This is a genomic window from Jonesia denitrificans DSM 20603 (genome assembly GCF_000024065.1).
GTDB lineage: Bacteria > Actinomycetota > Actinomycetes > Actinomycetales > Cellulomonadaceae > Jonesia > Jonesia denitrificans.
Window position 1 is genome coordinate 2,382,380 of the sequence record NC_013174.1, and the last position, 26,151, is coordinate 2,408,530.

The 26,151-nt window shown below is 58.7% G+C and carries 18 protein-coding genes and 4 rRNA genes; 3 read left to right on the plus strand and 19 right to left on the minus strand.

Annotated elements, in window-relative coordinates; all coding sequences use genetic code 11:
- Nucleotides 1-18: 18 nt before the first annotated feature.
- From JDEN_RS11040 to galT, 8 genes are all read right to left on the minus strand, one after another.
- Nucleotides 19-777, minus strand: a complete 759-nt coding sequence (locus tag JDEN_RS11040; protein WP_143713295.1) for an endonuclease/exonuclease/phosphatase family protein — start codon at nt 775-777, stop codon at nt 19-21.
- Nucleotides 778-797: 20 nt separating this feature from the next.
- The gene (locus JDEN_RS11045; RefSeq protein WP_015772471.1) at nt 798-1,496 is read right to left on the minus strand and encodes an anaerobic ribonucleoside-triphosphate reductase activating protein; all 699 of its coding nucleotides are present in this window, start codon (nt 1,494-1,496) and stop codon (nt 798-800) included.
- The gene (locus tag JDEN_RS11050; RefSeq protein ID WP_049754540.1) at nt 1,493-3,373 is read right to left on the minus strand and encodes a ribonucleoside triphosphate reductase; all 1,881 of its coding nucleotides are present in this window, start codon (nt 3,371-3,373) and stop codon (nt 1,493-1,495) included. The genes JDEN_RS11045 and JDEN_RS11050 overlap by 4 nt, the downstream gene beginning before the upstream one ends.
- Before the next feature lie 780 nt (nt 3,374-4,153).
- Nucleotides 4,154-5,254 (minus strand): sugar kinase, encoded by a 1,101-nt coding sequence (locus JDEN_RS11055; RefSeq protein WP_015772473.1) that lies wholly within the window; start codon nt 5,252-5,254, stop codon nt 4,154-4,156.
- Nucleotides 5,251-5,898 carry a bifunctional 4-hydroxy-2-oxoglutarate aldolase/2-dehydro-3-deoxy-phosphogluconate aldolase gene (locus JDEN_RS11060; RefSeq protein WP_015772474.1) on the minus strand — a complete coding sequence of 216 codons (648 nt, stop codon included), beginning with the start codon at nt 5,896-5,898 and terminating at the stop codon, nt 5,251-5,253. The genes JDEN_RS11055 and JDEN_RS11060 overlap by 4 nt, the downstream gene beginning before the upstream one ends.
- A gap of 110 nt (nt 5,899-6,008) precedes the next feature.
- Nucleotides 6,009-6,830: an IclR family transcriptional regulator gene (locus JDEN_RS11065; protein WP_015772475.1), complete on the minus strand. Its 822-nt coding sequence runs from the start codon at nt 6,828-6,830 to the stop codon at nt 6,009-6,011.
- A gap of 23 nt (nt 6,831-6,853) precedes the next feature.
- Nucleotides 6,854-8,098 (minus strand): galactokinase, encoded by a 1,245-nt coding sequence (gene galK, locus JDEN_RS11070; protein WP_015772476.1) that lies wholly within the window; start codon nt 8,096-8,098, stop codon nt 6,854-6,856.
- Nucleotides 8,095-9,366, minus strand: a complete 1,272-nt coding sequence (galT, locus tag JDEN_RS11075; protein ID WP_015772477.1) for a galactose-1-phosphate uridylyltransferase — start codon at nt 9,364-9,366, stop codon at nt 8,095-8,097. The genes galK and galT overlap by 4 nt, the downstream gene beginning before the upstream one ends.
- A 191-nt stretch (nt 9,367-9,557) precedes the next feature.
- Here galT and JDEN_RS11080 point away from each other — a divergent pair, with 191 nt between their 5' ends.
- Nucleotides 9,558-10,829 (plus strand): ROK family protein, encoded by a 1,272-nt coding sequence (locus JDEN_RS11080; protein ID WP_015772478.1) that lies wholly within the window; start codon nt 9,558-9,560, stop codon nt 10,827-10,829.
- A gap of 147 nt (nt 10,830-10,976) precedes the next feature.
- Nucleotides 10,977-12,269, plus strand: a complete 1,293-nt coding sequence (locus tag JDEN_RS11085) for a CAP domain-containing protein (protein WP_143713296.1) — start codon at nt 10,977-10,979, stop codon at nt 12,267-12,269.
- Nucleotides 12,270-12,340: 71 nt separating this feature from the next.
- On the opposite strand, the gene rrf (JDEN_RS11090) is transcribed toward JDEN_RS11085, so the two are convergent.
- The 7 genes from rrf (JDEN_RS11090) to JDEN_RS11120 all read right to left on the minus strand — a co-directional run bounded on the left by rrf (JDEN_RS11090) (nt 12,341) and on the right by JDEN_RS11120 (nt 20,707).
- Nucleotides 12,341-12,457: ribosomal RNA gene (gene rrf / locus JDEN_RS11090) — 5S ribosomal RNA — on the minus strand.
- Nucleotides 12,458-12,552: 95 nt separating this feature from the next.
- Nucleotides 12,553-13,086 carry a GNAT family N-acetyltransferase gene (locus JDEN_RS13200; RefSeq protein ID WP_015772480.1) on the minus strand — a complete coding sequence of 178 codons (534 nt, stop codon included), beginning with the start codon at nt 13,084-13,086 and terminating at the stop codon, nt 12,553-12,555.
- A gap of 298 nt (nt 13,087-13,384) precedes the next feature.
- Nucleotides 13,385-13,501: ribosomal RNA gene (rrf, locus tag JDEN_RS11100) — 5S ribosomal RNA — on the minus strand.
- A gap of 100 nt (nt 13,502-13,601) precedes the next feature.
- Nucleotides 13,602-16,707 (minus strand): 23S ribosomal RNA (locus JDEN_RS11105).
- A gap of 357 nt (nt 16,708-17,064) precedes the next feature.
- Nucleotides 17,065-18,610: ribosomal RNA gene (locus tag JDEN_RS11110) — 16S ribosomal RNA — on the minus strand.
- Together the 16S, 23S and 5S rRNA genes form the textbook arrangement of a ribosomal RNA operon.
- Before the next feature lie 571 nt (nt 18,611-19,181).
- Nucleotides 19,182-19,424, minus strand: a complete 243-nt coding sequence (locus JDEN_RS11115) for a hypothetical protein (RefSeq protein WP_015772481.1) — start codon at nt 19,422-19,424, stop codon at nt 19,182-19,184.
- Entirely contained in the window at nt 19,424-20,707 is a 1,284-nt protein-coding gene (locus tag JDEN_RS11120) for an inorganic phosphate transporter (RefSeq protein ID WP_015772482.1), read from the minus strand. The genes JDEN_RS11115 and JDEN_RS11120 overlap by 1 nt, the downstream gene beginning before the upstream one ends.
- Before the next feature lie 201 nt (nt 20,708-20,908).
- On the opposite strand from JDEN_RS11120, the gene JDEN_RS11125 reads away from it, so the two are divergent.
- The gene (locus tag JDEN_RS11125; RefSeq protein WP_049754479.1) at nt 20,909-23,440 is read left to right on the plus strand and encodes a DEAD/DEAH box helicase; all 2,532 of its coding nucleotides are present in this window, start codon (nt 20,909-20,911) and stop codon (nt 23,438-23,440) included.
- A gap of 10 nt (nt 23,441-23,450) precedes the next feature.
- On the opposite strand, the gene JDEN_RS11130 is transcribed toward JDEN_RS11125, so the two are convergent.
- The 4 genes from JDEN_RS11130 to JDEN_RS11145 all read right to left on the minus strand — a co-directional run bounded on the left by JDEN_RS11130 (nt 23,451) and on the right by JDEN_RS11145 (nt 26,041).
- Nucleotides 23,451-24,761 (minus strand): aminotransferase class I/II-fold pyridoxal phosphate-dependent enzyme, encoded by a 1,311-nt coding sequence (locus JDEN_RS11130; protein WP_015772484.1) that lies wholly within the window; start codon nt 24,759-24,761, stop codon nt 23,451-23,453.
- A 160-nt stretch (nt 24,762-24,921) separates the two neighbouring features.
- Nucleotides 24,922-25,347 carry a pilus assembly protein TadG-related protein gene (locus tag JDEN_RS11135; RefSeq protein ID WP_015772485.1) on the minus strand — a complete coding sequence of 142 codons (426 nt, stop codon included), beginning with the start codon at nt 25,345-25,347 and terminating at the stop codon, nt 24,922-24,924.
- Nucleotides 25,344-25,697 carry a TadE family protein gene (locus JDEN_RS13205; RefSeq protein WP_169304110.1) on the minus strand — a complete coding sequence of 118 codons (354 nt, stop codon included), beginning with the start codon at nt 25,695-25,697 and terminating at the stop codon, nt 25,344-25,346. The genes JDEN_RS11135 and JDEN_RS13205 overlap by 4 nt, the downstream gene beginning before the upstream one ends.
- A 125-nt stretch (nt 25,698-25,822) precedes the next feature.
- Nucleotides 25,823-26,041, minus strand: a complete 219-nt coding sequence (locus tag JDEN_RS11145; protein ID WP_015772487.1) for a DUF4244 domain-containing protein — start codon at nt 26,039-26,041, stop codon at nt 25,823-25,825.
- Nucleotides 26,042-26,151: the final 110 nt, after the last annotated feature.

The following is a 26,151-nucleotide window of genomic DNA, read 5'->3' on the forward strand; positions in this document are numbered from 1 at the left end:
CTCGCGCTCAGCGGCACCTCACTCCACCGGCACGTCCACCTCAATAACGACCGGCCTGTGGTCAGAAGCAGCAGACACCGCCGCCCCCGCCCTCACCTCAAAGGACCACACCACGGCACGCGACGGAACGAAAATACTGTCGATGCGCCGCCTAGCCCGGTGCGACGGAAACGTGACCGCCACATCAGGTGAGGCGGACAAGGCGCGAGGTCGCGCATCGGGAAGCAACGAATCACACAGCTCCCACACCGGCCCACCAGGTTCCTCATTGAGGTCCCCTGCCACAATTGTGCGTTCGCTCCCCCACTCATTGACCGCGTCCATGATGATACGACCATGTCGCACACGTTCTGCTGGGTTCAATCCCAGGTGCGCACTGACGACCACAACATTGCCCACATCAACCCAGGAGAACCCGCGTCGAGACGGCCACGACGGCCGGTCGACCAGTTGCGGCCACCACTGAGGCAACCCCCAGGGCAGGACGCGGGCACCGGCCGCAACCACGCTACTACTGATCCGGTCTGCAACAAGTAGTGCGGTGGTCACTCCGCCGAAAGGGTACCCACCTGGCACCACACACTCCATGTGGAGGCTATGCGCCAACGCCCTCAATCGGGCTGGTCCTTGGAACGACCGAGGTGGCTCCTGTAGGGCAAGCACGTCAGCATCTAGGTTCTTCAGTACCTGCCACAACGCCCGACGGTCGGCAGCGAACCCCTTCACGTTGTAGCTCGCTACCCGGAGTCGCTGGCTGGTGTCGTGTTCTTGCCCCATGGACAGAGCGTACCGGGCTGTCACCCAAACGGCACGATGGTTTCCACCCCGTTTGCTGTGTGTCGACGGTACTGCGTCAGTGCTTGTGCATACTCTGGGTTTGTACCGTCTGGACGCACCCGTTGCACCACATAGTCAGTGACCCCAAGTGCGGTGACCTCGTCACGGATAGTGACAATGTCGTCCTCCGTTAAGGTCAGCGGGTCAAGTGTGGTGCGTACCTGGACATCCACCCCCGCGTCAAGCAGCATGCGTAACGTGCGCATCGGGTTGTCGTGGTTTTTGGCACGCCCGGTCACTGCCTCATATTTCTCGCTCGGCGCTTTGATGTCGAGTCCCACCCAATCTAGCAGTGGCAGCAGCGATTCGATCCGTTTCGGGTATTGGCCGCCGGTGTGAAAACCGACCGCAAAACCCATCTCTTTCACACGGCGGGCAGCGTCAACAACGGCAATTTGCCGGGTAGGTTCACCGCCAGAGAAAACCACCCCATCGAGCAGCCCCTGACGTTGCGTCAACGTGTGCACCACCTGCTCCCAGGGGATGACCCCCGGTTTTTTTGCGTCAATGATGGAGTAATTGTGGCAGTACGTGCACCGCCACGGGCACCCTTGGAGAAAGAGGACCGCAGCAAATTTCCCTGGCCAGTCACACGCCGAGAACGGCTCGAAACCTGCGATTTCGAGCCGTTCAGCGGGCATCGTGATGTCGGTTGTCATACCAACGCCGGGACGACTGTTGATGCGCGGGCAGCGCCTTCTTCGAACATCTTGCGTTCTTGGTGTTCACCCTTTTTCCCAATGTTGAACGAGGACACAGGGCGGTGGTATCCCATGACTCGGGTCCACACTTCACACTCAACGGCAGGGGCATCTGGGTTTTCCAGTTGGCACTTCCAGCACGTGTGGTGTTCGCCTTGTAAGTACCCGTGGCTTGGGCAAATGGAGAACGTCGGGGTGATCGTGATGTATGGCAACCGGAAGTTGAACAGCGCCCGTTTCACGATCTCTTTGCAGGATTGTGCAGAAGAGATCTGTTCCTGCATGTACAGGTGGAGGACAGTGCCGCCGGTGTACTTCATTTGGAGTTCTTCTTGACGCATGAGCGCTTCAAACGGGTCTGCGGTGAAACCTACAGGTAATTGAGAGGAGTTCGTGTAGTACGGGTTGTCATCTGTCCCAGCATGGAGGATATCGGGGTAGCGGGCGATATCTTCTTTGGCGAACCGGTAGGTGGTGCCCTCTGCTGGCGTTGCCTCGAGGTTGTACAAGTGCCCGGTTTCTTCCTGGAACTGGACCATGGTGGCGCGCACATAGTCAAGAACCCGGAGAGCCATCTCGTGGCCACGTGGGTCAGTGATGTCGTACTCATCACCGCTAAAGTTCCGGATCATCTCGTTGAGACCATTGACCCCGAGCGTGGAGAAATGGTTGTCAAGGTTCCCCAGGTACCGCTTGGTGTAGGGGAACAGACCGTTGTCAATGTAGTGCTGGACGGTGGTGCGCTTGACCTCAAGTGAGTCTTTCCCCAGGGCGAGAAGCCGGCCAAGTTCGCTGATGAGACCGTCTTCGTTGCCGGCGAACTGGTAACCCAGGCGGGCACAGTTCACAGTGACCACACCAATGGAGCCAGTTTGTTCTGCTGACCCGAACAACCCGTTCCCGCGTTTCAGTAGTTCACGGAGATCGAGTTGTAGGCGGCAGCACATGGACCGAATTTGGCCCGGTTCCAGTTCTGAGTTGATGAAGTTTTGGAAGTAAGGGAGTCCGTACTTCGCGGTCATTTCAAACAAGAGGTCAGCGTTAGCTGATTCCCACGGGAAGTCCTCTGTGATGTTGTATGTGGGAATGGGGAAGGTGAACACACGACCCGATGCGTCTCCTTCGGTCATGATCTCCATGTAGGCGCGGTTGATGATGTCCATTTCTTCTTGGAGATCACCGTAGGTGTAATCCATGACCTGTTCGCCCACAATAGGGTGCTCATCCTTGAGGTCTTCTGGACAGGTCCAGTCGAACGTCAAGTTAGTGAATGGCGTTTGGGTACCCCACCGTGAGGGAACATTGAGGTTGTACACGAGTTCTTGGATGCACTGTTTGACTTGCCGGTAGGTCATGTCGTCGTTGCGCACGAATGGGGCCATGTATGTATCGAAGCTGGAGAATGCTTGCGCACCAGCCCATTCGTTTTGCATGGTGCCGAGGAAGTTGACAACCTGGCTGACTGCTGAAGACAGGTGACGTGGCGGGTTGGACTCCACTTTCCCGGGAACACCATTGAACCCTTGTTGGAGCAGCATTTTCAGCGACCAGCCTGCGCAGTAGCCACCGAACACGTCGAGATCGTGGATGTGGAGGGCACCTTCACGGTGCGCGAGACCGATCTCGGGTGAGTAGACATGTGAGAGCCAGTAGTTGGCCGTGATTTTTCCTGCAGTGTTGAGGATGAGACCGCCAAGGGAGTAACCCTGGTTTGCGTTGGCGTTGACCCGCCAGTCGCTACGGTCCAGATATTCTTCCATCGACTGGACAACGTCGACGGTGACCGCGTCGCGCTGGGGGGCGTCACGGGTCGGGCGCTTGGTGTCTGCCACTATTTGTCCAGCGTCCGTTGAGCTGTGTGACACGTCGTTCTCCTTCTACGTGGGGTGGGTGTGCGGGCTTCCCCCGTCATCCTCGGGCTACTACATCTTGTGGTTGATGCATTATTCATCCACTAGATAGTCCATTCTTGCCCTGTCGAGCCCATACCCCCGGGGGACCTTGGTCCCAGGCGAATGTGACCCAAGGCACAGCAGTTTCTGACGGGATCTTCCCCTTCTGAAACGCTCCCGATACCCACCCGCACAATCGCCACGTACCCCCCACTTTTTCGGCTACAGGTTTCTGACACTGCACCAGTCACTAGCGTCGCAACACGCTGCGAAACGACACCAGGTGAAATCCCACACCCGGCGAGTCGCACCCCCTCACCACCCCAGGCATCCCGTTGTCGCAACGATTCGACAACGGTCGTGAATTTCCCGCTTGACGCCCCCACAACGGCACAAACACCGGGTACGATAGAAGTGGGAAAACCATGGAACGACCCATGGGTTAATTTCCCCCGAGAAGTTGCCAAGAAACTCCCAGATTCGTACCGTCAAAGTATCGAAGGGGGATCAGGAAGCTTCGCACAACTCAATCTTTCGTTCTGCGGCGCAGGGGTCCGACCTTGGCGGGGGTGCGGGCACCACGATGTATTAGTCGCAGAACACGCGGGGCAGGAACCAACGTGACTCCCTGGTTCCACTCCCTAATCCCCGCGTCCTTCTGAGGGCCCGTGCTTCGCGCAGCACGGGCCCTCCACTATGTCTTCCCCCCTCCGGGCATAACTGTCAGCGCACGACCCGCGCACTGCCACCACGAGCAAGCACTTCAACTTCAGCGGCACTCACCATAGACGTATCTCCTGGAGTCGTCATCGCCAACGCACCATGCGCCGCACCGAACTCCACCGCCTCCGACAATTGCCGCCCCTGCAACAAACCATGGATCAGCCCCGAAGCAAACGAGTCACCCCCGCCAACCCGGTCAAAAATTTCCATCCGAGGACGCAATGCCGCCATCTCCACGCCCGTCTCACGAGACCACGCCAAGGCGCCCCAATCATTGCTTGATGCTGAATGCACTGTACGGAGCGTTGTCGCAATCACCTGGAAATTATCAAACTCCCTCGACACCTCACGCATCATGGCAGCGTAGGCGTTCGGATCCAACTCAGACAGCGCATCGTCAACCCCGTCCACCGCGCACCCCAAACTCGCAATAAAATCCTCTTCATTGCCAATCATCACATCAACATGCCGCGCAATATCACGGTTCACCTCTTGCGCACGCGCCTGCCCACCAATGGACTGCCACAACGAAGGGCGGTAGTTCAAGTCATACGACACAACCGTGCCATGGCGCCGAGCCGCCTTGACTGCCGCCAGTACAGTGTCTGCGCTGCGCTCCGACAGCGCAGCGCAAATCCCACCCGTGTGGAACCAGCGCACCCCACGCTCACCAAAAAGCTCGTCCCAGTCCACATCATGGGGTGCCATCTGAGACATCGCAGTGATGCCCCGGTCAGAGACCCCTACTGCCCCGCGCACACCAAACCCACGCTCCGTGAAGTTCAAACCGTTACGCACCGTGCGGCCGATGCCGTCACTGGCCACCCACTGCACGAACCGAGTATCCACACCGCCTTGCAGCATGAGATCCTCCACCAAACGCCCCACCTCGTTATCCACTAACGCGGTGACAATCGCGGTGCGATACCCAAACACGCGCCGCAATCCACGTGCCACGTTGTATTCGCCGCCCCCTTCCCACACGGAAAAGCTTCGCGCCGTCCGGATGCGGCCTGCCCCAGGGTCAAACCGCAGCATGACCTCCCCTAAGGACACCGCGTCATACTCGCATTGTGATGCTGGGCGTAGGGTCACACTCATGCTGCGTTCTCCTTCTCATAGGCACGAACGATGCGTAACGCATCAGTTGTTCGTTGAGTCATGGCGTTGACGTTGCGGGTCGCAATGAGCGAGCGCTCCACCATCCACGACCCTCCAACAGCGACAACACTGGGCAGCGCAAGATAGTCAGCAAGGTTCATCGCAGTGACGCCACCGGTGGGAATGAACGACACTGCCGGGAAAGGTGCACTTAACGCCCGGATCGCGGCGATGCCCCCTGATGTCTCGGCGGGAAAGAACTTGATCGTTCTCACCCCCCACTCCACAGCACGCTGCACTTCAGTGGCGGTGACCGCCCCTGGAATGAGGAGGATGTTGTGTTCTGCGGCTCGTTCCACCACCGCTTGACTCAACCCCGGTGACACCAGAAACGATGCGCCTGCTTGGACGGCAGCATCAACATCGGACACGGACGTAATCGTGCCCGCCCCCACAATGAGATCCCCCCGATCAGCCAGGGTTGAGATGGTGTCAGGTGCTGCGGAGGTTCGGAAGGTGATCTCCGCCAAGGGAAGACCGCCGTCAACAAGAGCGTCACCGAGCGTTGCTGCGGTGGCAGCGTCGTCAATGACGACGACAGGGATGATGCGGTGGTCGGTGATGTGGTCGAGTGGACTCGTCATTGCGCCCAATTCCTCCATAAGTTTCGCTGTGCGAAACGTAGTGTTCGCTACGCGAAACTATCATGGCACAGTTCTCTGCCCCACAAAAGAGACACACAACAAACCAGCAGTCACAACCCCACAGACAGCGGGGCGCTCACACCATCACCCACCACGGAACGCAACAACACCCCCACCTCAGCCCGACGCACATCATCAAACCGAACTGACGGAGCCGTCACACTCACCGCAGCCACAGGAACACCACCACGCATCACAGGGACCGCAACACACGAAATCCCCGCCTCATTCTCCTCAACCTCAGAAGCAAAGCCACACGCCCGAGCCGCCCGGACCGCCTCCCACGCCACCTGTACCCCGTCGTACCCCGCAGCCTGCGCATACACCCCAACATGACGTTCTTCCACCGGCAACGCCGCAATCATCGCCCGCCCCATCGCCGTCCGCGCCGCAGGAACCCGCGCACCCACAGCAGAAAACACCCGCACCGCCCGCTCGGGCTCAACCTTGTCCACATACACCACCGACGTCCCCTCAACAACGCCCACATGGACAAGCTCACCGACCTCACGGCACACCGCAGTCAATACCGGCCGCAACACAGACACAAGTCGGTCAGCACTCAACAACGCGGCCCCCACCTGAGCCGCAGCCGCCCCCAACACATAACGCCCCGACACCACATCCTGGGACGCGAAACCACGAAACCGAAGCGCAGACAACACCCGATGCACCGACCCCTTCGTCAACTGCATCTGGGCCGCAAGGTCAGTCAACGACAACCCTTGCGGCCCAGCATCCGCGAGCAACAACACCATCACCAAAGCGCGGTCCACGCTCTCCACCGGCGGCTTCATACCATCCTTGCCAGACACACGAGGCAACGATCCGCCACCAACACCACGAGCACCACGAGAAAAATCACCAGGCATACCCTGACTTTACCCGCGGCACCTCACCACGCCGGCGCGCCAGCCTGCGCCACCATAAAACCAGGTGCAGCGAAACCACGCGCCCCAAAAGCAGTCGCCACCGCATCGGCAATCTCCTGCACGTGCGCATGGGGAACCAACGCAATAGCAGAACCACCAAAACCGCCACCCACCATGCGAGCACCCAACGCACCCGCATCACAGGCAGCATCCACGGCCACATCAAGCTCAGGGCACGACACCTCATAGTCATCACGAAGTGACACATGCGCAGACGTCAACAGTGGACCCACCTCAGCAGTGCGCCCCTCCTCAAGTAGTGACGCCACCCGACGCACCCGCTCAATATCGCCCAACACATGCCGCACCCGACGCACCGCAACCTGCGGTTCCACCCCTGGCACTAACGCACCAGGAACCGACAGCGCTTGCGCTATCACCTCCATCGTGTCCCCACGGTCGGCAATCACACGTAACGAAGGCACACCCAGTGCAACCGCAGCCGCCTCACACGTCGCACGACGCTGCGCATACTGGCCATCCACCAACTGATGCGGGGCACGCGTATCGATAACAAGAAGCTCAAGCCCAGCCGCAGACAGCGCAAACGGAACATGTGTCACATCGTTTGTCACGCAATCCAACAGCAACAAGTGACCCTCACGCGCCCGCAACGCCGCAGCCTGATCCATGCCCCCAGTATTCGCGCCAGCAATCTCATTCTCCGCACGAATACACGCGTCAACCAACACGCGCCGCCCCTCATCATTGGGGGCATCCACACCACCAGCTAGCCCAAGACCAGACACAGCATCCACCGCAACTGCAGTGGCAGCTTCCAACGCCGCTGAGGACGACAACCCGGCACCATAAGGAACACACGACGCCACCGCCGCATCAAAGCCGTGCACCGTATACCCTGCCTCACGAAGCGCCCAGGCAACCCCCACAACATATGTCCCCCACCCCGACAGGGAACCAGGGGCGACATCAGCGAGGTCAACTTCCCACGCCGTATCCTCCTGCGCCGACACCACCCGAACAAGAGAGTCCTCACGCGGCGTCAACGCCACAAACGTCCGGTGTAACAACGCAAAGGGAAACACCAAACCACCGTTGTAGTCTGTGTGTTCACCAATCAAATTGGCGCGCCCAGGTGCAGACCACACACCCGCTGGAGCGTGCCCAAATCGGTCCTGGAACAGGCGTGACACACGGTCGCGCCCCTCGTCAATGCTCCAGGCATCGATCCACTGTGTGTCGCTCATGCGCCAGCCTCTTCCTGGGTTCCCGCACCACCGGCAACACCATTCGTGTGCGCGACAGATTCGCCGCCCACCTGTGCAGCCACCTCACGCAAACGGTCCGCGATCCGTTCCGGGGTCGTGTCAGAAATCCACGCCCCCATCCCAGATTCTGACCCCGCCAAATACTTCAGCTTGCCCGGCGCCCGCAAAATCGAGAACAACTGCAGGTGCAACCGTCCATCCTCACGCCCTTGCCCCACAGGAGCCTGGTGCCAGGCTGCAATATACGGGGTTTTCGTCAGTGACCCGTCCTCTTGAGTTGGGAAAAACCGATCCACAATCTCCAGCATCCGCAAGTAGGCCAATGCCAGGTCATCACGTTCATCCGCAGTCAACGCCGGCAAATCCGGCACATCACGGCGCGGTGCCAGGTGGATTTCCATCGGCCAGCGTGCCGCAAACGGCACGTACGCCACCCAATGCTCCGTCTCAAAAACGATCCGGCGACCCGACCGCAGTTCCGCGGCCAGCACATCGGCAAGCAAGTTCCGTCCTGTTTCCTGCCGATGCGCCCCCGCCTGACGCAGCATCTGCGCCGTTCGGGGGGTGACATAGGGGTAGGCATAAATCTGACCATGCGGGTGGTGCAGAGTCACCCCAATTTCTTCGCCGCGGTTCTCAAAGCAGAACACTTGCTCGATACCTGGTAGCGCACTGAGTTCTTCAGTGCGGTTCGCCCATGCTTCCACAATGGTGCGCATACGCGTGACGCTGACTTCGCGCAACGACTTCGTGGCGTCCGGGGAGAAACAAATGACTTCACAACGGCCTGCAGCGGGACGCTGGTGCCACAAGTCTTCACCATCGATGGTGGTGTCAACGTCCTCAACACCAGGCACTCGCATCAGCGAAGGGAACCGGTTCTCAAACACCACGACGTCATAGTCTGTGTCCGGGATTTCCCCATCAGAGTATGCAGCGCCGGGCTTCGCAGGAGCGAGCGGGTTCGCATCCGCGGGAGGAAGGAAAGTGCGGTTCATCCGGTGTGCGGCATGAGGGATCCACTCGCCTGTGAGCACATCCATGCGCATAGTTGGGCCAGTCATCTCGTGGAGATTGCCCTGCCCGTCAGGCACAGGTGCGTACCGATCAGCTAACGGGCGCGGGTCATCCGAACGCCGACTTTTCTGGCCTGACACATACTCGGGGGTGTCATCAAAGTAGAACAGGTCGCGGCCGTCGGCAAGAGTGATACGGGTGCGGCGAACTTGAGGCGTGAGCTGTGACATGGCGTCCTCACTGACGTGTCGGGTGCGATGGGGGGTTCCCGGAGGAACGACTGGGAAGGTTGAGGTCTCCCCAAGGAACTTCTCCTATTATTTTTACGCTGAAAATTATTATGTTGTCAAGGGTTTCCGTAGAAAAACCAACACCCTTCCCATCCCCTTTTGCTCACAATCGGCTCTACACTGAGAACATCATGAACCCGCCACGCACAACCTCACACGGCAACGACGCCAACGAGCCACTCCTCCCACTGTCCGGGCACCAGCGCGCCATCGTCGCTACCTTGCTGCTGAACGGTCCCTCCAGTCGCACCGACCTCGTTCACAACCTCAACCTCTCTGCCGGGTCACTGACGCGCCTCACTCGCCCCCTCATCGACGCAGGCATTCTTCAGGAACAATCCACGAACCCCACCCAGGCAAGTATCGGCCGCCCCTCTGTCCCGCTCACCCTCAACGCTGACCGCCACCGATTTATCGGAATCAAGTTGACCGCCACCGATTCACATGCGGCACTCACAACAACCCACGCCGAGATCGAACACACAATCAACACCCCACTGTCGGTCACCGATGCAACCACTGTGCTCGACCTCATGGCCGACCAAATCCTCACCCTCGCAGCACACACACCACACCCCATTTTGGGAGTCGGTGTCACCCTCGGTGGGCACGTCGCCCACTACAGTGTGGTCACACGAGCGGACTACCACGGGTGGGAAAACCTCGACGTCGCACACGAGCTTCAGGCGCGCACTGGCTTCACTATCGTCGTGGACAATGACATCGTCGCGCACACCGAATACTCCAGCTGGTTTGGTCAAGGTCGCGGAGCTGAACGGTTCGCACTGTTCACCCTGGGCGCGGGGATTGGGTTCGGTGTTGTCGTTCACGGACATGCGGTCTCCACCCCGGAAGCAGGATTCTCACTCCTGTCCCATCATCGACTCCTCACCGAAGAGCTCCTCACCCGCGTTCCCGACCCGGAATACGTGCGCGGGAGTTGCGGTCACCTCGCTTGTGCTCGTACATTATTCACCAGCGGCGAGATCTCACGTCGCGCCTCCCTCCTGTTGGGTCGGGACGTCTCCGCCCCCGAGGTGCTCACTCTCGCCAAAGCAGGCGCGCCGCTCGCACGGCAGCTGATCAATGTTTCCGGGTACGCCCTTGGACAATTCCTTGCCGACGTCGCCAATATGGTCCTGCCCGAGCGCATCATCCTGGGCGGCGAAATGTGCGAAATCGCGGACGTGGCACGCGATGCCCTTAACGATGGACTCCGTCACTTCCGCGACTCGCGCACCACACCGCCCGCACTGTTCCTCGACAACCCCGACATTTCCTCATGGGCGCGTAGTGCTGCCACCCTCGCTATTCATAACCTCTTTATCGGGCGCGGCGCACTGCCCGTAGGTGGTGACAACTCCCGATGCGCGACACCAGACAACCCCACAAATCCACGGTAGAGTTCCCTACTGTTACCATTCCGTAATCTTCGGAGTGGTTGTAGGCACGTCACCCCCACCTCGTCTGGCACCTGCCGCCCCGAGAGCTCTTTGCACCACAGTGTGTGAGCTGCAGATCCCGGAGAAAGACGAGGTCACTTCATGCACATGAGGCACGCACGCCCCACAGGTCCATCGTGGATCGCAGTTGCACTTCCCCTCGCACTGAGCACCCTGCTCATCAGTGGCGCTGCAGTTGTCGCCACCGGGGTCCTTGACGCCCCTTCAGGGCAGGCACAAGCACCAGACCTTATCGTGCCACCAGGTCGCATCCCCCAGCACTACACAGACCCGGAACTCATCAGCGCCGGTGAAGACCTCGCCGCGGCAGAACGTGATGCTCGCGAAGATGCTGCACAACGCCTAGCGGAAGAAAAGGCTAAGGAAAAGAAAGCAGCGAAACAGACTGAGGCAAAGAAGAAGGCAGCTGCCGAAAAGAAACGTGCCGCCGAAGAACAACATGCCGCAAACAACAGTGCAGAGACCCCAACAACAGGCAGTGTCGCAGCGGGGACACGTGACGCCCGCGCGACAATTCTTCCCGAAACTGGGGTCCTTGACACCGCAAGCCGCTCCGCTGTTCGTGACGCTTTCCGTACCCGCGTGGCTCAACACCTTGTCGACGAACCCCAACCGCAGGTTAGTGGTTGCACTGTCGCCCCCACCAGTAACGCCACCCGTGAACGCGCGTTGTCTGCCGTCAACTTTTCCCGCGCTCTCGTTGGGTTGTCGCCAGTGACGTTTAGCGCTGACTACAACGAGCGTTCCGAACAGGCTGCTCTCGTGCAACACATTCAAGGTTTCCTCAGCCACAGCCCCACTGACGGTGACTGTGATTTGCCCGTGGGAGTGCGCACCTCTGGTGAAGCGAACCTGTCCATGGGGACACATGGCGCTCGAAACATCCTTGCCTATCTAGAGGACTCCGGCGATAACAACGCCCCCGTTGGCCACCGAAAACACATTCTCAACCCTGGCCAACAAGAAATGGGGATTGGCTTCGCGGGGCAATATGGCGCCCTGTACGTGTTCGGGGAGACCTCCTCAAACAATCCCACACCAGAGTGGATTCCCTGGCCTTCCGCAGGCTATTTCCCCACCGATATGGAGCCTCAGGGACGATGGTCCATCACAACAACTCAACGGGATGTCGACTTCTCCGCAGCAACTGTTACTGTCACGCAGGGTTCCACATCACGCACCGCTGACATCATCTACCGAGACGCTGGAAATGCGCGCTATGGCGACCAAGCGGGAGTCACATTCACTGTTCCCGAGTCGATGCGAACTGTGACGGCTGACGGGGAAGCGCGTATCACTGTCACGCTCAGCGGCGTGAGATCCCAAAGCGGGACATTACCCGAGGAGACCTACACGGTGGTGTTGTTCAACGCTCACTAGCGATGACCATGTGCGGAGACTATCCAACAACGCAAAAAGCCCTCCGTGAGGAGGGCCTTGCAAAGTTTGTGGTGCGGCTGTGTCCTACTCTCCCACACCCTTCCGAGTGCAGTACCATCGGCGCTGGCAGGCTTAGCTTCCGGGTTCGGGATGGGACCGGGCGTTTCCCCGCCGCTGTGACAGCCGCAAGTACTATTATGCCGAGTTCGACAGTGCGTTGCAACCAGCTAGACAATGGTCTACGCCACACTTTGTAAGCGTGGCGAGCCGATTGGCAGTGTGGCTAGGTCAGCGGCACCTCGAAGAACACTGACTGGTCACTGCGCTCTCCGTACCCGGACATACGTTCGTAGCCCAACTTTTCATAGAGAGCGATCGCTTCAGGTTGTTCTGTTCCTGTTTCCAAGACAAGACGCAATCCTCGTTTGTCTGGGCGTTGCGCGTACGCACGGGCTTGCCGTTCAATCTCTTCAAGGAGCATTTTCGAATAACCGTTTCCGCGGAATGATTCACGGACGAATACTCGCTTCACTTCGACGACTGGGCCTTCGAACTGTGCGTACTTTCCTGTCACGTCGATAATGGAGGCAGCGCCAACGTCGACGCGCTGCCCTTCAACGAGCGCTGATAACACGATCATAGCGACGGCAACATCGGGTTCCGGGTCTGGGTCGACTGCGGGAACGTTATATCGTCGGCACAGTTCGTCCGCGGCTTCTTGGCGCAATGCTACTGCGGCTGGCGCCATCCACTGGGTGAGGCGCATAGTCGCGGCGGAGGCGTGCGGTCGGACGGTGTCCTGGAGGAGTTCTGTCACGCTGAATCAGTGTTTCTGTGAGTACGGAATCTTCCGGATACCCATAAACTAACGCAGTTTCGCGCGGCGTGACGTTGTAAGTGACCCACAGAACATGTGACGCGATACGTCACGTTTTCGCTAGTAGCGGCATCCCTGGTCAGCGTGCCGCGGGGTTGTCATGGTGTTTATTGTATGAGGGGTGTTGGGGTGGTGTTCTTGTTACACGCTGGGTGGTGTGGTGTTGTTGTGGGTATGGGAAAAGGGTGGGGTACTGGCAAGGTTTCCTTGCGAGTACCCCACCCTTTTTGTGGTGGTGTTGCGGTCGTGTCCTACTCTCCCACACCCTGTCGGGTGCAGTACCATCGGCGCTGGTAGGCTTAGCTTCCGGGTTCGGGATGGGACCGGGCGTTTCCCTGCCGCTATGACGACCGCGAGTTGTGTGGGCCACTGAACCATGTGGTTGTGGTGTGGTGGTTGGTGGTTTGTGGGTGGTGAACCGGGTAGTGGACGTGGTGTGCAGGTGTGTTTGTGTGGTGTGTTAGTGGTTGGCGTATTAGTACCGGTCAGCTCCGCGCATTACTGCGTGTCCACGTCCGGCCTATCAACCCACTGGTCTGGTGGGTGCCTTCACAACCAAGTGGTTGTTGGAAACGTTATCTTGAAGCAGGCTTCCCGCTTAGATGCTTTCAGCGGTTATCCCTTCCGAACGTAGCTAACCAGCCGTGCACCTGGCGGTACAACTGGCACACCAGAGGTTCGTCCGTCCCGGTCCTCTCGTACTAGGGACAGGTCTTCTCACGTTTCCTGCGCGCGCAGCGGATAGGGACCGAACTGTCTCACGACGTTCTAAACCCAGCTCGCGTACCGCTTTAATGGGCGAACAGCCCAACCCTTGGGACCTACTCCAGCCCCAGGATGCGACGAGCCGACATCGAGGTGCCAAACCATGCCGTCGATATGGACTCTTGGGCAAGATCAGCCTGTTATCCCCGGGGTACCTTTTATCCGTTGAGCGACCACGCTTCCACAAGCCATGGCCGGATCACTAGTTCCGACTTTCGTCCCTGCTTGACCTGTCAGTCTCGCAGTCAAGCTCCCTTGTGCACTTACACTCGCCACCTGATTGCCAACCAGGTTGAGGGAACCTTTGAGCGCCTCCGTTACTCTTTAGGAGGCAACCGCCCCAGTTAAACTACCCACCAGGCACTGTCCCTGGACCCGATCAGGGTCCGAGGTTAAGGTATCCGATTCAATCAGAGTGGTATTTCAACGTTGACTCCACCCACGCTGGCGCGCGGGTTTCCTAGTCTCCCACCTATCCTACACAAACTGAAGCGAACACCAATACCAAGCTATAGTAAAGGTCCCGGGGTCTTTCCGTCCTGCTGCGCGTAACGAGCATCTTTACTCGTAATGCAATTTCGCCGAGTTCATGGTTGAGACAGCAGAGAAGTCGTTACGCCATTCGTGCAGGTCGGAACTTACCCGACAAGGAATTTCGCTACCTTAGGATGGTTATAGTTACCACCGCCGTTTACTGGGGCTTAAATTCTCAGCGTCACCACCAAAGGTGGTTAACCGATCCTCTTAACCTTCCAGCACCGGGCAGGCGTCAGTCCGTATACATCGACTTACGTCTTCGCACGGACCTGTGTTTTTAGTAAACAGTCGCTTCTCTCTGGTCTCTGCGGCCTACACCCGCTTACACCAACCGCACGGGCTGGCAACGGGGCAGGCCCCCCTTCTCCCGAAGTTACGGGGGCATTTTGCCGAGTTCCTTAACCATGATTCTCTCGTCGCCTTAGTATTCTCTACCTGATCACCTGTGTCGGTTTCGGGTACGGGCGGCTAACACCTCGCGTCGAGGTTTTTCTAGGCAGCAGAGGATCACCAACTTAACCCCATCAACTCTCACACCTTCATGGGTACCGGATTTACCTAATACCCGTGCTACAGTCTTGGCCGTCGTCAACCATCGCGACGGTTTGGCTACCTTCCTGCGTCACCCCTGTTAATACGCTCACGCCACCACACTCACGTCCCAGCACAACACACCAACACCATAGAACCCCCACAAGGGGAATCCCACAGCATCAATGCCCGTGGTGCAACGATCATTATGGTTTTGTGTTGGGCGGTGCTTCGCCGGTACGGGAATATCAACCCGTTATCCATCGACTACGCCTGTCGGCCTCGCCTTAGGTCCCGACTAACCCAGGGCAGATAAGCTTGACCCTGGAACCCTTGATCATTCGGCGGACGGGTTTCTCACCCGCCTTTCGCTACTCATGCCTGCATTCTCACTCGTGTAGTCTCCACCACTCGGTCACCCGGCAGCTTCACCATCTACACGACGCTCCCCTACCCACAACACCCACAAAGGGATGTCATGCCACAGCTTCGGCGGTGTACTTGAGCCCCGCTACATTGTCGGCGCGCGATCACTTGACCAGTGAGCTATTACGCACTCTTTCAAGGGTGGCTGCTTCTAAGCCAACCTCCTGGTTGTCTGGGCAATCACACATCCTTTCCCACTTAGCACACGCTTAGGGGCCTTAGCTGGTGGTCTGGGCTGTTTCCCTCTCGACTACGAAGCTTATCCCCCGCAGTCTCACTCCTACGCTTACACTTACCGGCATTCGGAGTTTGGCTAACGTCAGTAACCCGGTGGGGCCCATCGGCTATCCAGTAGCTCTACCTCCGGCAAGCAACACGTAAGGCTGCACCTAAATGCATTTCGGGGAGAACCAGCTATCACGAAGTTTGATTGGCCTTTCACCCCTACCCACAGGTCATCCCCCCAGTTTTCAACCTAGGTGGGTTCGGTCCTCCACACGGTCTTACCCGCGCTTCAACCTGCCCATGGGTAGATCACTTCGCTTCGGGTCTAGACCCAGCGACTAAAAACGCCCTATTCAGACTCGCTTTCGCTACGGCTACCCTCCAACAGGTTAACCTCGCCACTGAGCACTAACTCGCAGGCTCATTCTTCAAAAGGCACGCCGTCACCCCAACCAAGGAGGCTCCGACGGATTGTAAGCACATGGTTTCAGGTACTATTTCACTGCCCTCCCGGGCTACTTTTCACCATTCCCTCACGGTACTATCCGCTATCGGTCATCAGGGAGTATTTAGGCTTAGCAAGTGGTCTTGCCAGATTCACACGAGATTCCTCGAGCCCCGTGCTACTTGGGAACACTTCACACAAAGGCCACCATGTTTCAGTTACGGGGGTCTCACCCTCTACGCCGCTGTTTCCCACCAGCTTCACCTACACAATGACTTTCTCACTTTGCAACTAGCCGGCAGACTAGAAACGAAAGGTCCCACAACCCCGATACGCGCAACCCCTGCCGGGTATCACACACGCACGGTTTAGCCTCATCCGCTTTCTCTCGCCAATACTCACGGAATATCTCTTCCTGTCGGTACTAAGATGTTTCACTTCCCGACGTTCCCACCCATCGTCCTATACATTCAAACGACGGCACCTGAACATAACTCCAGGTAGGTTTCCCCATTCGGACACCCTCGGATCACAGCTTGTTTGCCAACTCCCCGAGGCTTAACGCAGGCTACCACGTCCTTCATCGGCTCCTGATGCCAAGGCATCCACCATGTGCTCTAAAACACTAACAACAACAAAAAAACATTACAGACACACAAAGATGCATCATCACGTCCACTATCCAGTTCACAACCAACAAACCCACCCCACACAGCCACACCACAAAGCGCAACCACACAAGGCAGACAACCAACCACAAACCAACCCCCACCCACACCCAACCACAATCACATCAAACAACAAGACATGACATGACATGAAGCCAGGCAAAGCAGGGAACAACCAGGTTTGCGACCCGATAACCCAACAGTGTGTCTCATAGCCATCACAAAAATGTTTGCTTTCCACAACCACAAACCCCCGTGCCCAGCCCCCTTCACAACAAAGGGAACCCATCACACAAAAAAGGGGAACGTGTTACTCCTTAGAAAGGAGGTGATCCAGCCGCACCTTCCGGTACGGCTACCTTGTTACGACTTAGTCCCAATCGCCAGTCCCACCTTCGACAACTCCCTCCCCAAAAAAGGGGTTAGGCCGCCGGCTTCGGGTGTTACCAACTTTCGTGACTTGACGGGCGGTGTGTACAAGGCCCGGGAACGTATTCACCGCAGCGTTGCTGATCTGCGATTACTAGCGACTCCGACTTCATGGGGTCGAGTTGCAGACCCCAATCCGAACTGAGACCGGCTTTTAGGGATTCGCTCCACCTCACAGTATCGCAACCCATTGTACCGGCCATTGTAGCATGCGTGAAGCCCAAGACATAAGGGGCATGATGATTTGACGTCGTCCCCACCTTCCTCCGAGTTGACCCCGGCAGTCTCCCATGAGTCCCCACCATTACGTGCTGGCAACATAGAACAAGGGTTGCGCTCGTTGCGGGACTTAACCCAACATCTCACGACACGAGCTGACGACAACCATGCACCACCTGTACACCAGTCCAAAGGAAAACCCCATCTCTGGAGCGATCTAGCGTATGTCAAGCCTTGGTAAGGTTCTTCGCGTTGCATCGAATTAATCCGCATGCTCCGCCGCTTGTGCGGGCCCCCGTCAATTCCTTTGAGTTTTAGCCTTGCGGCCGTACTCCCCAGGCGGGGCACTTAATGCGTTAGCTACGGTACAGGAATCGTGGAACAATCCCCACACCTAGTGCCCAACGTTTACGGCATGGACTACCAGGGTATCTAATCCTGTTCGCTCCCCATGCTTTCGCTCCTCAGCGTCAGTAACGGCCCAGTGACCTGCCTTCGCCATCGGTGTTCCTCCTGATATCTGCGCATTCCACCGCTACACCAGGAATTCCAGTCACCCCTACCGCACTCCAGCCTGCCCGTACCCACCGCAAGCCCGACGTTAAGCATCGGGATTTCACGACAGACGCGACAAACCGCCTACGAGCTCTTTACGCCCAATAATTCCGGACAACGCTTGCGCCCTACGTATTACCGCGGCTGCTGGCACGTAGTTAGCCGGCGCTTCTTCTGCAAGTACCCTCAACCACAACAACAATCATGGCCTTGTTCCTTACTGAAAGGGGTTTACAACCCGAAGGCCTTCATCCCCCACGCGGCGTCGCTGCATCAGGGTTTCCCCCATTGTGCAATATTCCCCACTGCTGCCTCCCGTAGGAGTCTGGGCCGTGTCTCAGTCCCAGTGTGGCCGGTCGCCCTCTCAGGCCGGCTACCCGTCAAAGCCTTGGTAGGCCATCACCCCACCAACAAGCTGATAGGCCGCGAGCCCATCCCCCACCAGAAAAAACCTTTCCACACCAAACCATGCGATCTGATGTCATACCCGGTATTAGCCACCGTTTCCAATGGTTATCCCGAAGAAGGGGGCAGGTTACTCACGTGTTACTCACCCGTTCGCCACTAATCCAACCAAAGCAAGCTCCGGTCATCATCGTTCGACTTGCATGTGTTAAGCACGCCGCCAGCGTTCGTCCTGAGCCAGGATCAAACTCTCCATAAAAACCAAACAAAAACCAACCACCAAACAAGGCAGCCAGCCCTCATCCATACAAAGAAAATCCCAACCCCACAACAACCACCCAAACAGGCAGCCATCGCAAAATTGACTAAAAAAATCCAACCACCAAACAAGGCAGCCAGACAACAAACAAAACAACTACAAAACACACTATTGAGATAACAAACCACAAACCCACAACCAGGAACAACCACCCAGAAAACCAGGCGCCATCCCCTCGGAGGCAACTTCTCAACCTTACCAGACCAACCCCACCCCCGCAACCATCCGCCCCAGGCAACACCCGAAGCACACAACCACGAAGAAAAAGAGGAAAGACCAACCGGTCAAGAACACCCGCTCAGCGGGCCGAGAAACAACACTACAACACCCCAACCCCCCAACGCAACAACCGCATCATTAAGCGGAAAAACTGCCCGTTGACGGCACGAAGTTCTCGAGCCGGAAAGTCGTAACCACCAGATTAAGCCAACAACAAAGCGGGCCATCGTCCGTCCGAGGACAATGACCCGCAATGCTGGAACGTGACGGAGGTCACGGTAACGTGGGGGGCTTATGCATGCCCTCCGCTTGCGAGGAAGATAACTCCCGCAGCAATCGCAACAATGCACACAGCAAAACATAAGAAGCCAGCAGCCTTACGCATCGGCGTGACCGCAACATGATCCCCAGAAGGAGTTGTCTGCGGCGTCAACGCCCGCACACCCAGTGCGAACAAAGCAGGCAACCCAGCACCCACAACTAAACCAGCCAGGACAACAGCAAATAATGCGTCCCATTCAATGAAACTACTCATCACTGACCGTCCTTAACAGTCGAACTCTCGTCATCACCTGACGCGAAATCACCAGCAGTACCAACCGCCACAAGAACCTCGGCCTCAGCCGGATCCTGAGAGGTCGTCACCGCTTGCGCATCAACATCCGACGCCACAGCGTCAGCGGTACGACGTGACCGGATGTCGATCGGCTCGTTGTTGTCGTCCCATTCCTCGTTCACATTGTCCGGGTTCACTGGTTTGCGGCGCGACTCAAGGAACAGCCACGTTGACACTGCAATGAGGAGAGCAAAAACAGTGATCGAACCAGCAGCTCCGCCAATCAGGTGCTGCAGGCCAAAGCACAGCCCACCCACAAGACCTGCCGCAGGCAGCGTGATCATCCACGCCAGGAACATGCGCTTGGCAACACCCCAGCGCACCTTCGCCCCAGGCATACCCACACCCGACCCCATGACGGAACCAGTGGCCACGTGCGTCGTGGACAGTGAATACCCAAAGTGGGAAGACATGAGAATGACCGCCGCAGACGAGGTCTCCGCAGCCATTCCCTGACGGGAGTCAATCTCCACCAAGCCCTTACCCAAAGTGCGAATGACCCGCCATCCACCGGTGTAGGTGCCAAGCGCCATGAACGAGGCACACGCAATGATGACCCACAGCGGGACAGAGGAATCTGCAGGCACAGCCCCCGCTGCGATCAGGGCGAGCAAGATGATACCCATACTCTTTTGCGCATCGTTTGTTCCATGCGCCAAAGAAACAAGCGATGCGGACCCAATTTGGCCCCAACGGAACGTTTTATCTTGGGTTTCTTTCGGGACACTCGCGGTCACGCGAGCAACGGTCCAGGTTCCTACTGCTGCAACAAAGATGGCGAGGACCGGAGCGATCAACGCAGGCAAGAGAACCTTGGCGATCACCCCTTCCCACAACACGCCAGAGGTGCCTGCTGCCGCAAGAACAGCCCCCACCATTCCTCCAACAAGCGCATGGGAGGACGACGACGGGATGCCGTACAGCCAGGTAATGAGGTTCCACACGATCCCGCCGACAAGCCCGGCAAGAACAACTTCGAGGGTAATGACGTTGGCGTCAACAATTCCCTTCGCGATCGTTGCAGCCACTGCGAGGGAGAGGAACGCTCCCACGAAGTTCAACACTGCAGACAGTGCGACCGCAATTTTGGGGCGCAAGGCCCGGGTGGCAATGGATGTGGCCATGGCGTTGCCCGTGTCGTGGAAGCCGTTCGTGAAATCGAAGGCGAGCGCTGTTGCTACGACAAGGACGAGGAGTGTCATCTCGTTCACGGGTTCTATGGTGCCCGAGGGTGTCCGGTTGGCAAACGGTCTTTAGTCACCCTTCCCCGTCTGTTCATTTTGTGTTCACTTTGACACGGCGTGTCGGCACATTTTTTCGTGTGGCGTGTCGCATCAGGTGAACACTATGTGACCTCTGGCACGGCTTGTGCGTGTACGGAGCGCACAACAGACAATGGTGAGATGCCTCGACTTGATGAACTAGTGGATGCGCTCACCGCTGGTGGGCGTCGAACAGACCGCATGTGTCATGTGGAGCATCGTGCTGCCCGTCCGGCGCAGCACTCAGCGTGGCCCCAGTGGGTTCATCCTGCGGTTCGTCAGGCGCTCACTGTGCGCGGAGCATCTTCCGCATGGACGCATCAGGCAACAGCTGCCCAAGCAATTCACGACGGGCATCACGTTGCGCTTGCCACCTCCACTGGGTCCGGGAAGTCGCTGGCTTTTTGGGTTCCTGCCCTCACATCGATTATGTCGACCAGGAGCGGCGGGTCGATTTCCCGGCACCGGGATAGGGCTACCGCCTTGTACCTCGCTCCAACGAAGGCGCTGGCTCACGACCAGCTCGCTGCGTTGCAGAAGCTTCTGTCAGCGGGGGGTCTTGATTCGGTGCGGGTCGATGCGGTAGATGGTGATACGTCCTTTGATGAGCGACGTTGGGTTCAAGCGCACGGGGACATTATCCTGACGAATCCCGATTTCCTTCATTACGCACTACTGCCAGGGCATGAGCGATGGTCGCGTTTTTTGCGTGGGTTGGAGTTCCTCATTATTGATGAGGGCCACACTTATCGCGGGGTGTTTGGCGCGCATGTGTCGTTGATTGTGCGGCGGTTGCAACGACTCGTTGCGCACTATCGCGGCGGTCGCATGCCTGTTGTGGTGGTGGCATCAGCGACGTCTGCCCACCCGCAGCAGTCGGCAGCACGGCTCATTGGGGTCAGTGAGGATGAGGTTGTTGCGGTCACCGAGGATGGGTCACCTTCGGGGCGTCAAACGATTGTGTTGTGGCAACCACCGCAGCGAGAATCTGGGTTCACCCAGGCACCCTCGGATGTGGTTCCCGGCGTGGTTGACGAGTTAACGGGTGGGTGGGATCACAGCGTCGATGATGACCTTACTGGCGGGGCTGATGACCTGTCGGGGGTGATTACCGATGCGCCTGTCCCGTCCCAGCCTCGGCGTCCGGCCACTGCGGAGGCCGTTGACCTGTTGGCGGATCTCACCGCGCATGGCGCTCGGACGTTGGCGTTCACCCGGTCGCGCCGGGCGGCGGAGTATCTCGCTGTTCATACTCGGGATGAGTTGTTGATGTCGGTCCCTCAGCTGGCGGACAGTGTTGCTGCGTATCGGGGTGGGTTTCTTCCTGAGGAACGTCGTGCGCTTGAGGCGGGGGTGCGTTCGGGGTCGATTCGGGCGTTAGCTTCCACGAATGCGCTGGAGATGGGGATTGATATCTCTGGGCTTGATGTGGTGCTCATTGTGGGATGGCCGGGGACTCGGATGTCGTTGTGGCAGCAGGCTGGGCGGGCAGGGCGTGCTGGTAGTGATGGTTTGGTTGTGTTCATTGCACGTGAGGATCCGTTGGATACGTATGTGGTGTCACATCCGGAGGCAATTTTTGGCGCACCGTTAGAGGCGACGGTTTTTGACCCCACAAACCCGTATGTGTTGGGAGGGCATCTATGTGCTGCGGCAGCTGAGTTGCCGGTGACGGAGGCGGATCTGACGCTGTTTGGTGGATGTCGAGCCCGGGAGGTTCTTGATCAGTTGGTGGATCGGGGTACGCTTCGACGCCGCCCGCGAGGTTGGTACTGGGTTCATGATGAGCCTGCGGCGCAGTTCACGTCGATTCGTGGGGATGGTCAGCATGTGGTGCAGGTGGTGGAACGTTCCACCGGGCGATTGTTGGGCACTGTTGATGCGGGGGCTGCTGATGGGCAGGTGCATGACGGCGCCGTGTATACGCATGGTGGGAGCACTTTTGTGGTGGCGCACTACGACGTGGACAACCATGTGGCGTTGGTGGATCAGGAGGTTGTGGCTTATTCGACGTGGTCGCGTGATGTCACCTCGATTGAGATTGTGAGCACGGCCAGTGAACGTGTGGTTCCAGCCGAGGTGGCGGGTGACCCGGCGCTCGTTGAGTGGGGTTTTGGTCAGGTGAATGTGCATGGGCAGGTGACTGGGTTCACTCGCAGACGTGTTCCCAGCGGTGAGGTGTTGGGGCATGAGTCGTTGGATTTGCCGGTGCGAACATTGCCGACTGCGGCCGTGTGGTGGTCAGTGAGCACGGCTGTGTTGGAGCGGGCAGGGCTTGCTGTTGAGGAGGTCCCTGGTGCGTTGCATGCTGCTGAGCATGCGGCGATTGGGTTGTTGCCGTTGTTGGTGACGTGTGACCGGTGGGATTTGGGTGGGGTTTCCACTGCGATTCACCCTGATACGGAGCGGGCAACCGTGTTTGTGTATGACGCGCTTCCTGGTGGGGCGGGTTTTGCTGAGCAGGGGTTCGCGCGGGGGCGTGAGTGGTTGTTGGCGACGCGTGATGCGGTGGCGCGTTGTCAGTGTGTGGATGGGTGCCCAAGTTGTGTGCAGTCACCGAAGTGTGGGAATGGGAATAGCCCCCTCAGTAAGGAGGGGGCTATTCGGTTGCTGACTGTGTTACTTGAGGTTGACGTCGGTGAGTTGTCGCCTGCCGATGCGCCATTTGCGTGACGGCGCCGGGTTACTCGGGGATGTCGGTCGCGGTGTGTGTGGCGAGGGCATGTTCCGCTGCAGCGAGTAGTACACAGGTTGCAACACCATCCATGGCTTCACGGACGGCGTCCAGGGTTGGGTAGGACGGTGCGAGCCGGATGTTGGTGTCTTGTGGGTCGTTGCCACCGGGGAAGGCTGATCCTGCTGCGGTCAGGGCGATCCCGGCCTGTGCGGCGAGTTGGATGACGCGACGTGCGGTGCCGGGGACAACGTCGAGGGAGATGAAGTATCCGCCTTCAGGTTGGCTCCAGGTGGCGACGTTCAGTGTGCCAAGGCGTTCGTTGAGGATGGATAAGACAGCGTCGAACTTGGGGGCGAGGATGTCGCGGTGTTTGGCCATGAGGTCGCGTACGCCCTGGGCGTCTTTGAGGAACAGTAGGTGGCGTAGCTGGTTGACTTTGTCTGGGCCGATGCTGCGCTTCCCTGTGTGCCCGAGATACCAGGTGAGGTTCGCTTGGGAGGTTCCGAGGAATGCAACGCCAGCTCCAGCGAACGTAATTTTTGAGGTGGAGGCGATGACGTAGGGCCGGTTGGGGTGGCCTGCGTCGGCGGCGAGGGTGAGGATGTCGATGGCTTTGGGCGCTTCGTCGACCAGGGTGTGAACAGCGTAGGCGTTGTCCCACCAGATCCGAAAGTCGGGCGCAGCTGTCGGCATGCTCACCAGCGCGTTGACGACGTCTTCGGAGTAGGTGACCCCGGTGGGGTTGGAGTAGGTGGGGACGCACCAGATCCCTTTAATGGATGGGTCTTGGGCAACGAGTGATCGGATGGTGTCTACGTCAGGGCCGTCTTCACCCAGCGGGACGGGGATGAGGTCGATTCCAAGGTGTGCGCACACCGCGAAGTGGCGGTCGTACCCGGGTACTGGTGCAAGGAAACGAATACGTTCCTCACGGACCCACGGTGTCGCGGAGTCGTTGTTTCCATGGAGCATGGAGAACAAGACGAGGTCGTGCATGACTTCCAGGGAAGAGTTCCCTTGTGCGATGAGGGTGTCCACATGGGTGTTGAGCAGGTCCGCAAAGATTGCACGGAGGGCGGGGAGCCCTTTATTTCCACCATAGTTTCGGGTGTCTGTTCCGTCGGGTGAGGTGTAGGTGTCCCCGGGCAGGCTGAGCAGTTCGTTGGAGAGGTCGAGTTGTTCGGGGGCAGGTTTACCACGGGTCAGGTCGAGCGACAGTCCACGAGCGACAAGTGTTTCGTATTGAGTGGTGTATTCAGCGTGCCGGTCGCGTAGGTCGGCGATGGGCAGGGCTGCAAGACCTGACTGTGTGGGCATGACGCACCTCTTCACCATGGGTGGCGCGCACGGCTGCTCCAGGCGCGCCTTGTTGGATGTGTCACCCGCTTACCTGTCGTGGTGCGGGTCACGTCCTATCCTACGGTGATGCGTCATCACGTGCGCGGCTGCGTCACCGCTCGGACATGGCTGTTTTCTGTCACCCAGCCGTTGCTCGTTGGGTGAGAGTGACCCCAAGAACTGTTGTCTGCACAGTGACGGTCACACTGGCACGACCTCTGTGTTCCCCTGCCTTGCACTCCACACTGTGGGGCGTTTCGCTCATGTTCTGGGCGGCAACATCAGCTGCGAGCGCGCAGGGGTTACTGATGGGCGTGGTCGTGGTGAGCCCGGTTGTGAGGTAGGTGCTGTTGGTGTGGGCGTTTGCTCCGGCGAGTGCGGCGAGGTCGGCGGCGGTGCGCAATTGGGTGTGGGTGACGGTGATGGTGTGGGCGCCCAGGAGGGCGGTAAGGCTGAGCCCCCAGATGGCGACGATGCCGATCATGAGTGGGGTGATTGATCCTGTTTCTTTGTGGTGGTGCTGTGGTGTGGACGGCGCAGTGAGCGGGTGTTGAGGTGTGGTCATTGGGGTGCTCCCAGGGCGACTTCGTCGAGGGTGGTTGCGGTCGCATCGACGCTCAGTGCGGGAAGCGGGATGCCAGCGAAGGTGATGTGGCGTTGTGCGTGGACGGTGACCCACCCGCCGTGGCGGGTGATGTGGGTGGTGGTGTGGGGGGTGGCTGGTGGGTCGAGGCCCACGGATACTGCTCGGGCTGTGGTTCGGGCTGCGGTGTGGACGGAGATGTCTGCGCGGCTGATGAGGGCAGCGGCGAGCACGATAAGGATGAGGAGGACAACGGCTGGGAGGAGGACCGCGAATTCGGCGGTCACTGATCCTGTTTCTCGATGTGCATTGTGCGGTGGTTGGTGGGGCATGTGGGTCACGGTTTCGTTGTTGCGGGTTACGGTGGCTGAGATGGGGGCGCGGGGTAAAGTGCGCGGGTGGAGGCTTGTCCTGAGGAACACCCCCACCCGCATGTCTGGGTCAGCGGGCATGTGGGTCAGCCGCCAGTAGCAAGTGCCCCTTCAACGATTCCGGTGAGCAGGGCCCGCACAGAGTCGGACCGCAATATGAGGACGAGGACGCCAGCGAATGCTGCAGCCGCGACCATGACGATGGCGTATTCGGTGGTGGCCATCCCTTGTTCTTTGGTGGTAGCAAGGCGGGTGCGGGCGCGAGTGATGAGGGTCGCGGGCAGGTGGATGAGACGGTGGGACATGGTGTCACCTTTCTGTTGGCCCCTACGGGGGCGGTCATCAAGACACCGTCACTGTGCCTGGTTTCGCTGGTGCCGTGCACAGGTCGTTATCCGCAGGAGGCCCGTTTCGG

Bases quoted from the DNA above. Each gene is read 5' to 3' on its own strand.
- JDEN_RS11055 (WP_015772473.1), bottom strand. From the start codon at position 5,254: ATGAGTGTGACCCTACGCCCAGCATCACAATGCGAGTATGACGCGGTG.
- JDEN_RS11135 (WP_015772485.1), bottom strand. From the start codon at position 25,347: ATGACCACACCTCAACACCCGCTCACTGCGCCGTCCACACCACAGCAC.
- JDEN_RS11040 (WP_143713295.1), bottom strand. From the start codon at position 777: ATGGGGCAAGAACACGACACCAGCCAGCGACTCCGGGTAGCGAGCTAC.
- JDEN_RS11085 (WP_143713296.1), top strand. From the start codon at position 10,977: ATGAGGCACGCACGCCCCACAGGTCCATCGTGGATCGCAGTTGCACTT.
- JDEN_RS11080 (WP_015772478.1), top strand. From the start codon at position 9,558: ATGAACCCGCCACGCACAACCTCACACGGCAACGACGCCAACGAGCCA.
- JDEN_RS11125 (WP_049754479.1), top strand. From the start codon at position 20,909: ATGCCTCGACTTGATGAACTAGTGGATGCGCTCACCGCTGGTGGGCGT.
- galK (WP_015772476.1), bottom strand. From the start codon at position 8,098: ATGAGCGACACACAGTGGATCGATGCCTGGAGCATTGACGAGGGGCGC.
- JDEN_RS11115 (WP_015772481.1), bottom strand. From the start codon at position 19,424: ATGAGTAGTTTCATTGAATGGGACGCATTATTTGCTGTTGTCCTGGCT.
- JDEN_RS11065 (WP_015772475.1), bottom strand. From the start codon at position 6,830: ATGCCTGGTGATTTTTCTCGTGGTGCTCGTGGTGTTGGTGGCGGATCG.
- galT (WP_015772477.1), bottom strand. From the start codon at position 9,366: ATGTCACAGCTCACGCCTCAAGTTCGCCGCACCCGTATCACTCTTGCC.
- JDEN_RS11120 (WP_015772482.1), bottom strand. From the start codon at position 20,707: ATGACACTCCTCGTCCTTGTCGTAGCAACAGCGCTCGCCTTCGATTTC.
- JDEN_RS11145 (WP_015772487.1), bottom strand. From the start codon at position 26,041: ATGTCCCACCGTCTCATCCACCTGCCCGCGACCCTCATCACTCGCGCC.
- JDEN_RS11045 (WP_015772471.1), bottom strand. From the start codon at position 1,496: ATGACAACCGACATCACGATGCCCGCTGAACGGCTCGAAATCGCAGGT.
- JDEN_RS11130 (WP_015772484.1), bottom strand. From the start codon at position 24,761: ATGCCCACACAGTCAGGTCTTGCAGCCCTGCCCATCGCCGACCTACGC.
- JDEN_RS13205 (WP_169304110.1), bottom strand. From the start codon at position 25,697: ATGCCCCACCAACCACCGCACAATGCACATCGAGAAACAGGATCAGTG.
- JDEN_RS11060 (WP_015772474.1), bottom strand. From the start codon at position 5,898: ATGACGAGTCCACTCGACCACATCACCGACCACCGCATCATCCCTGTC.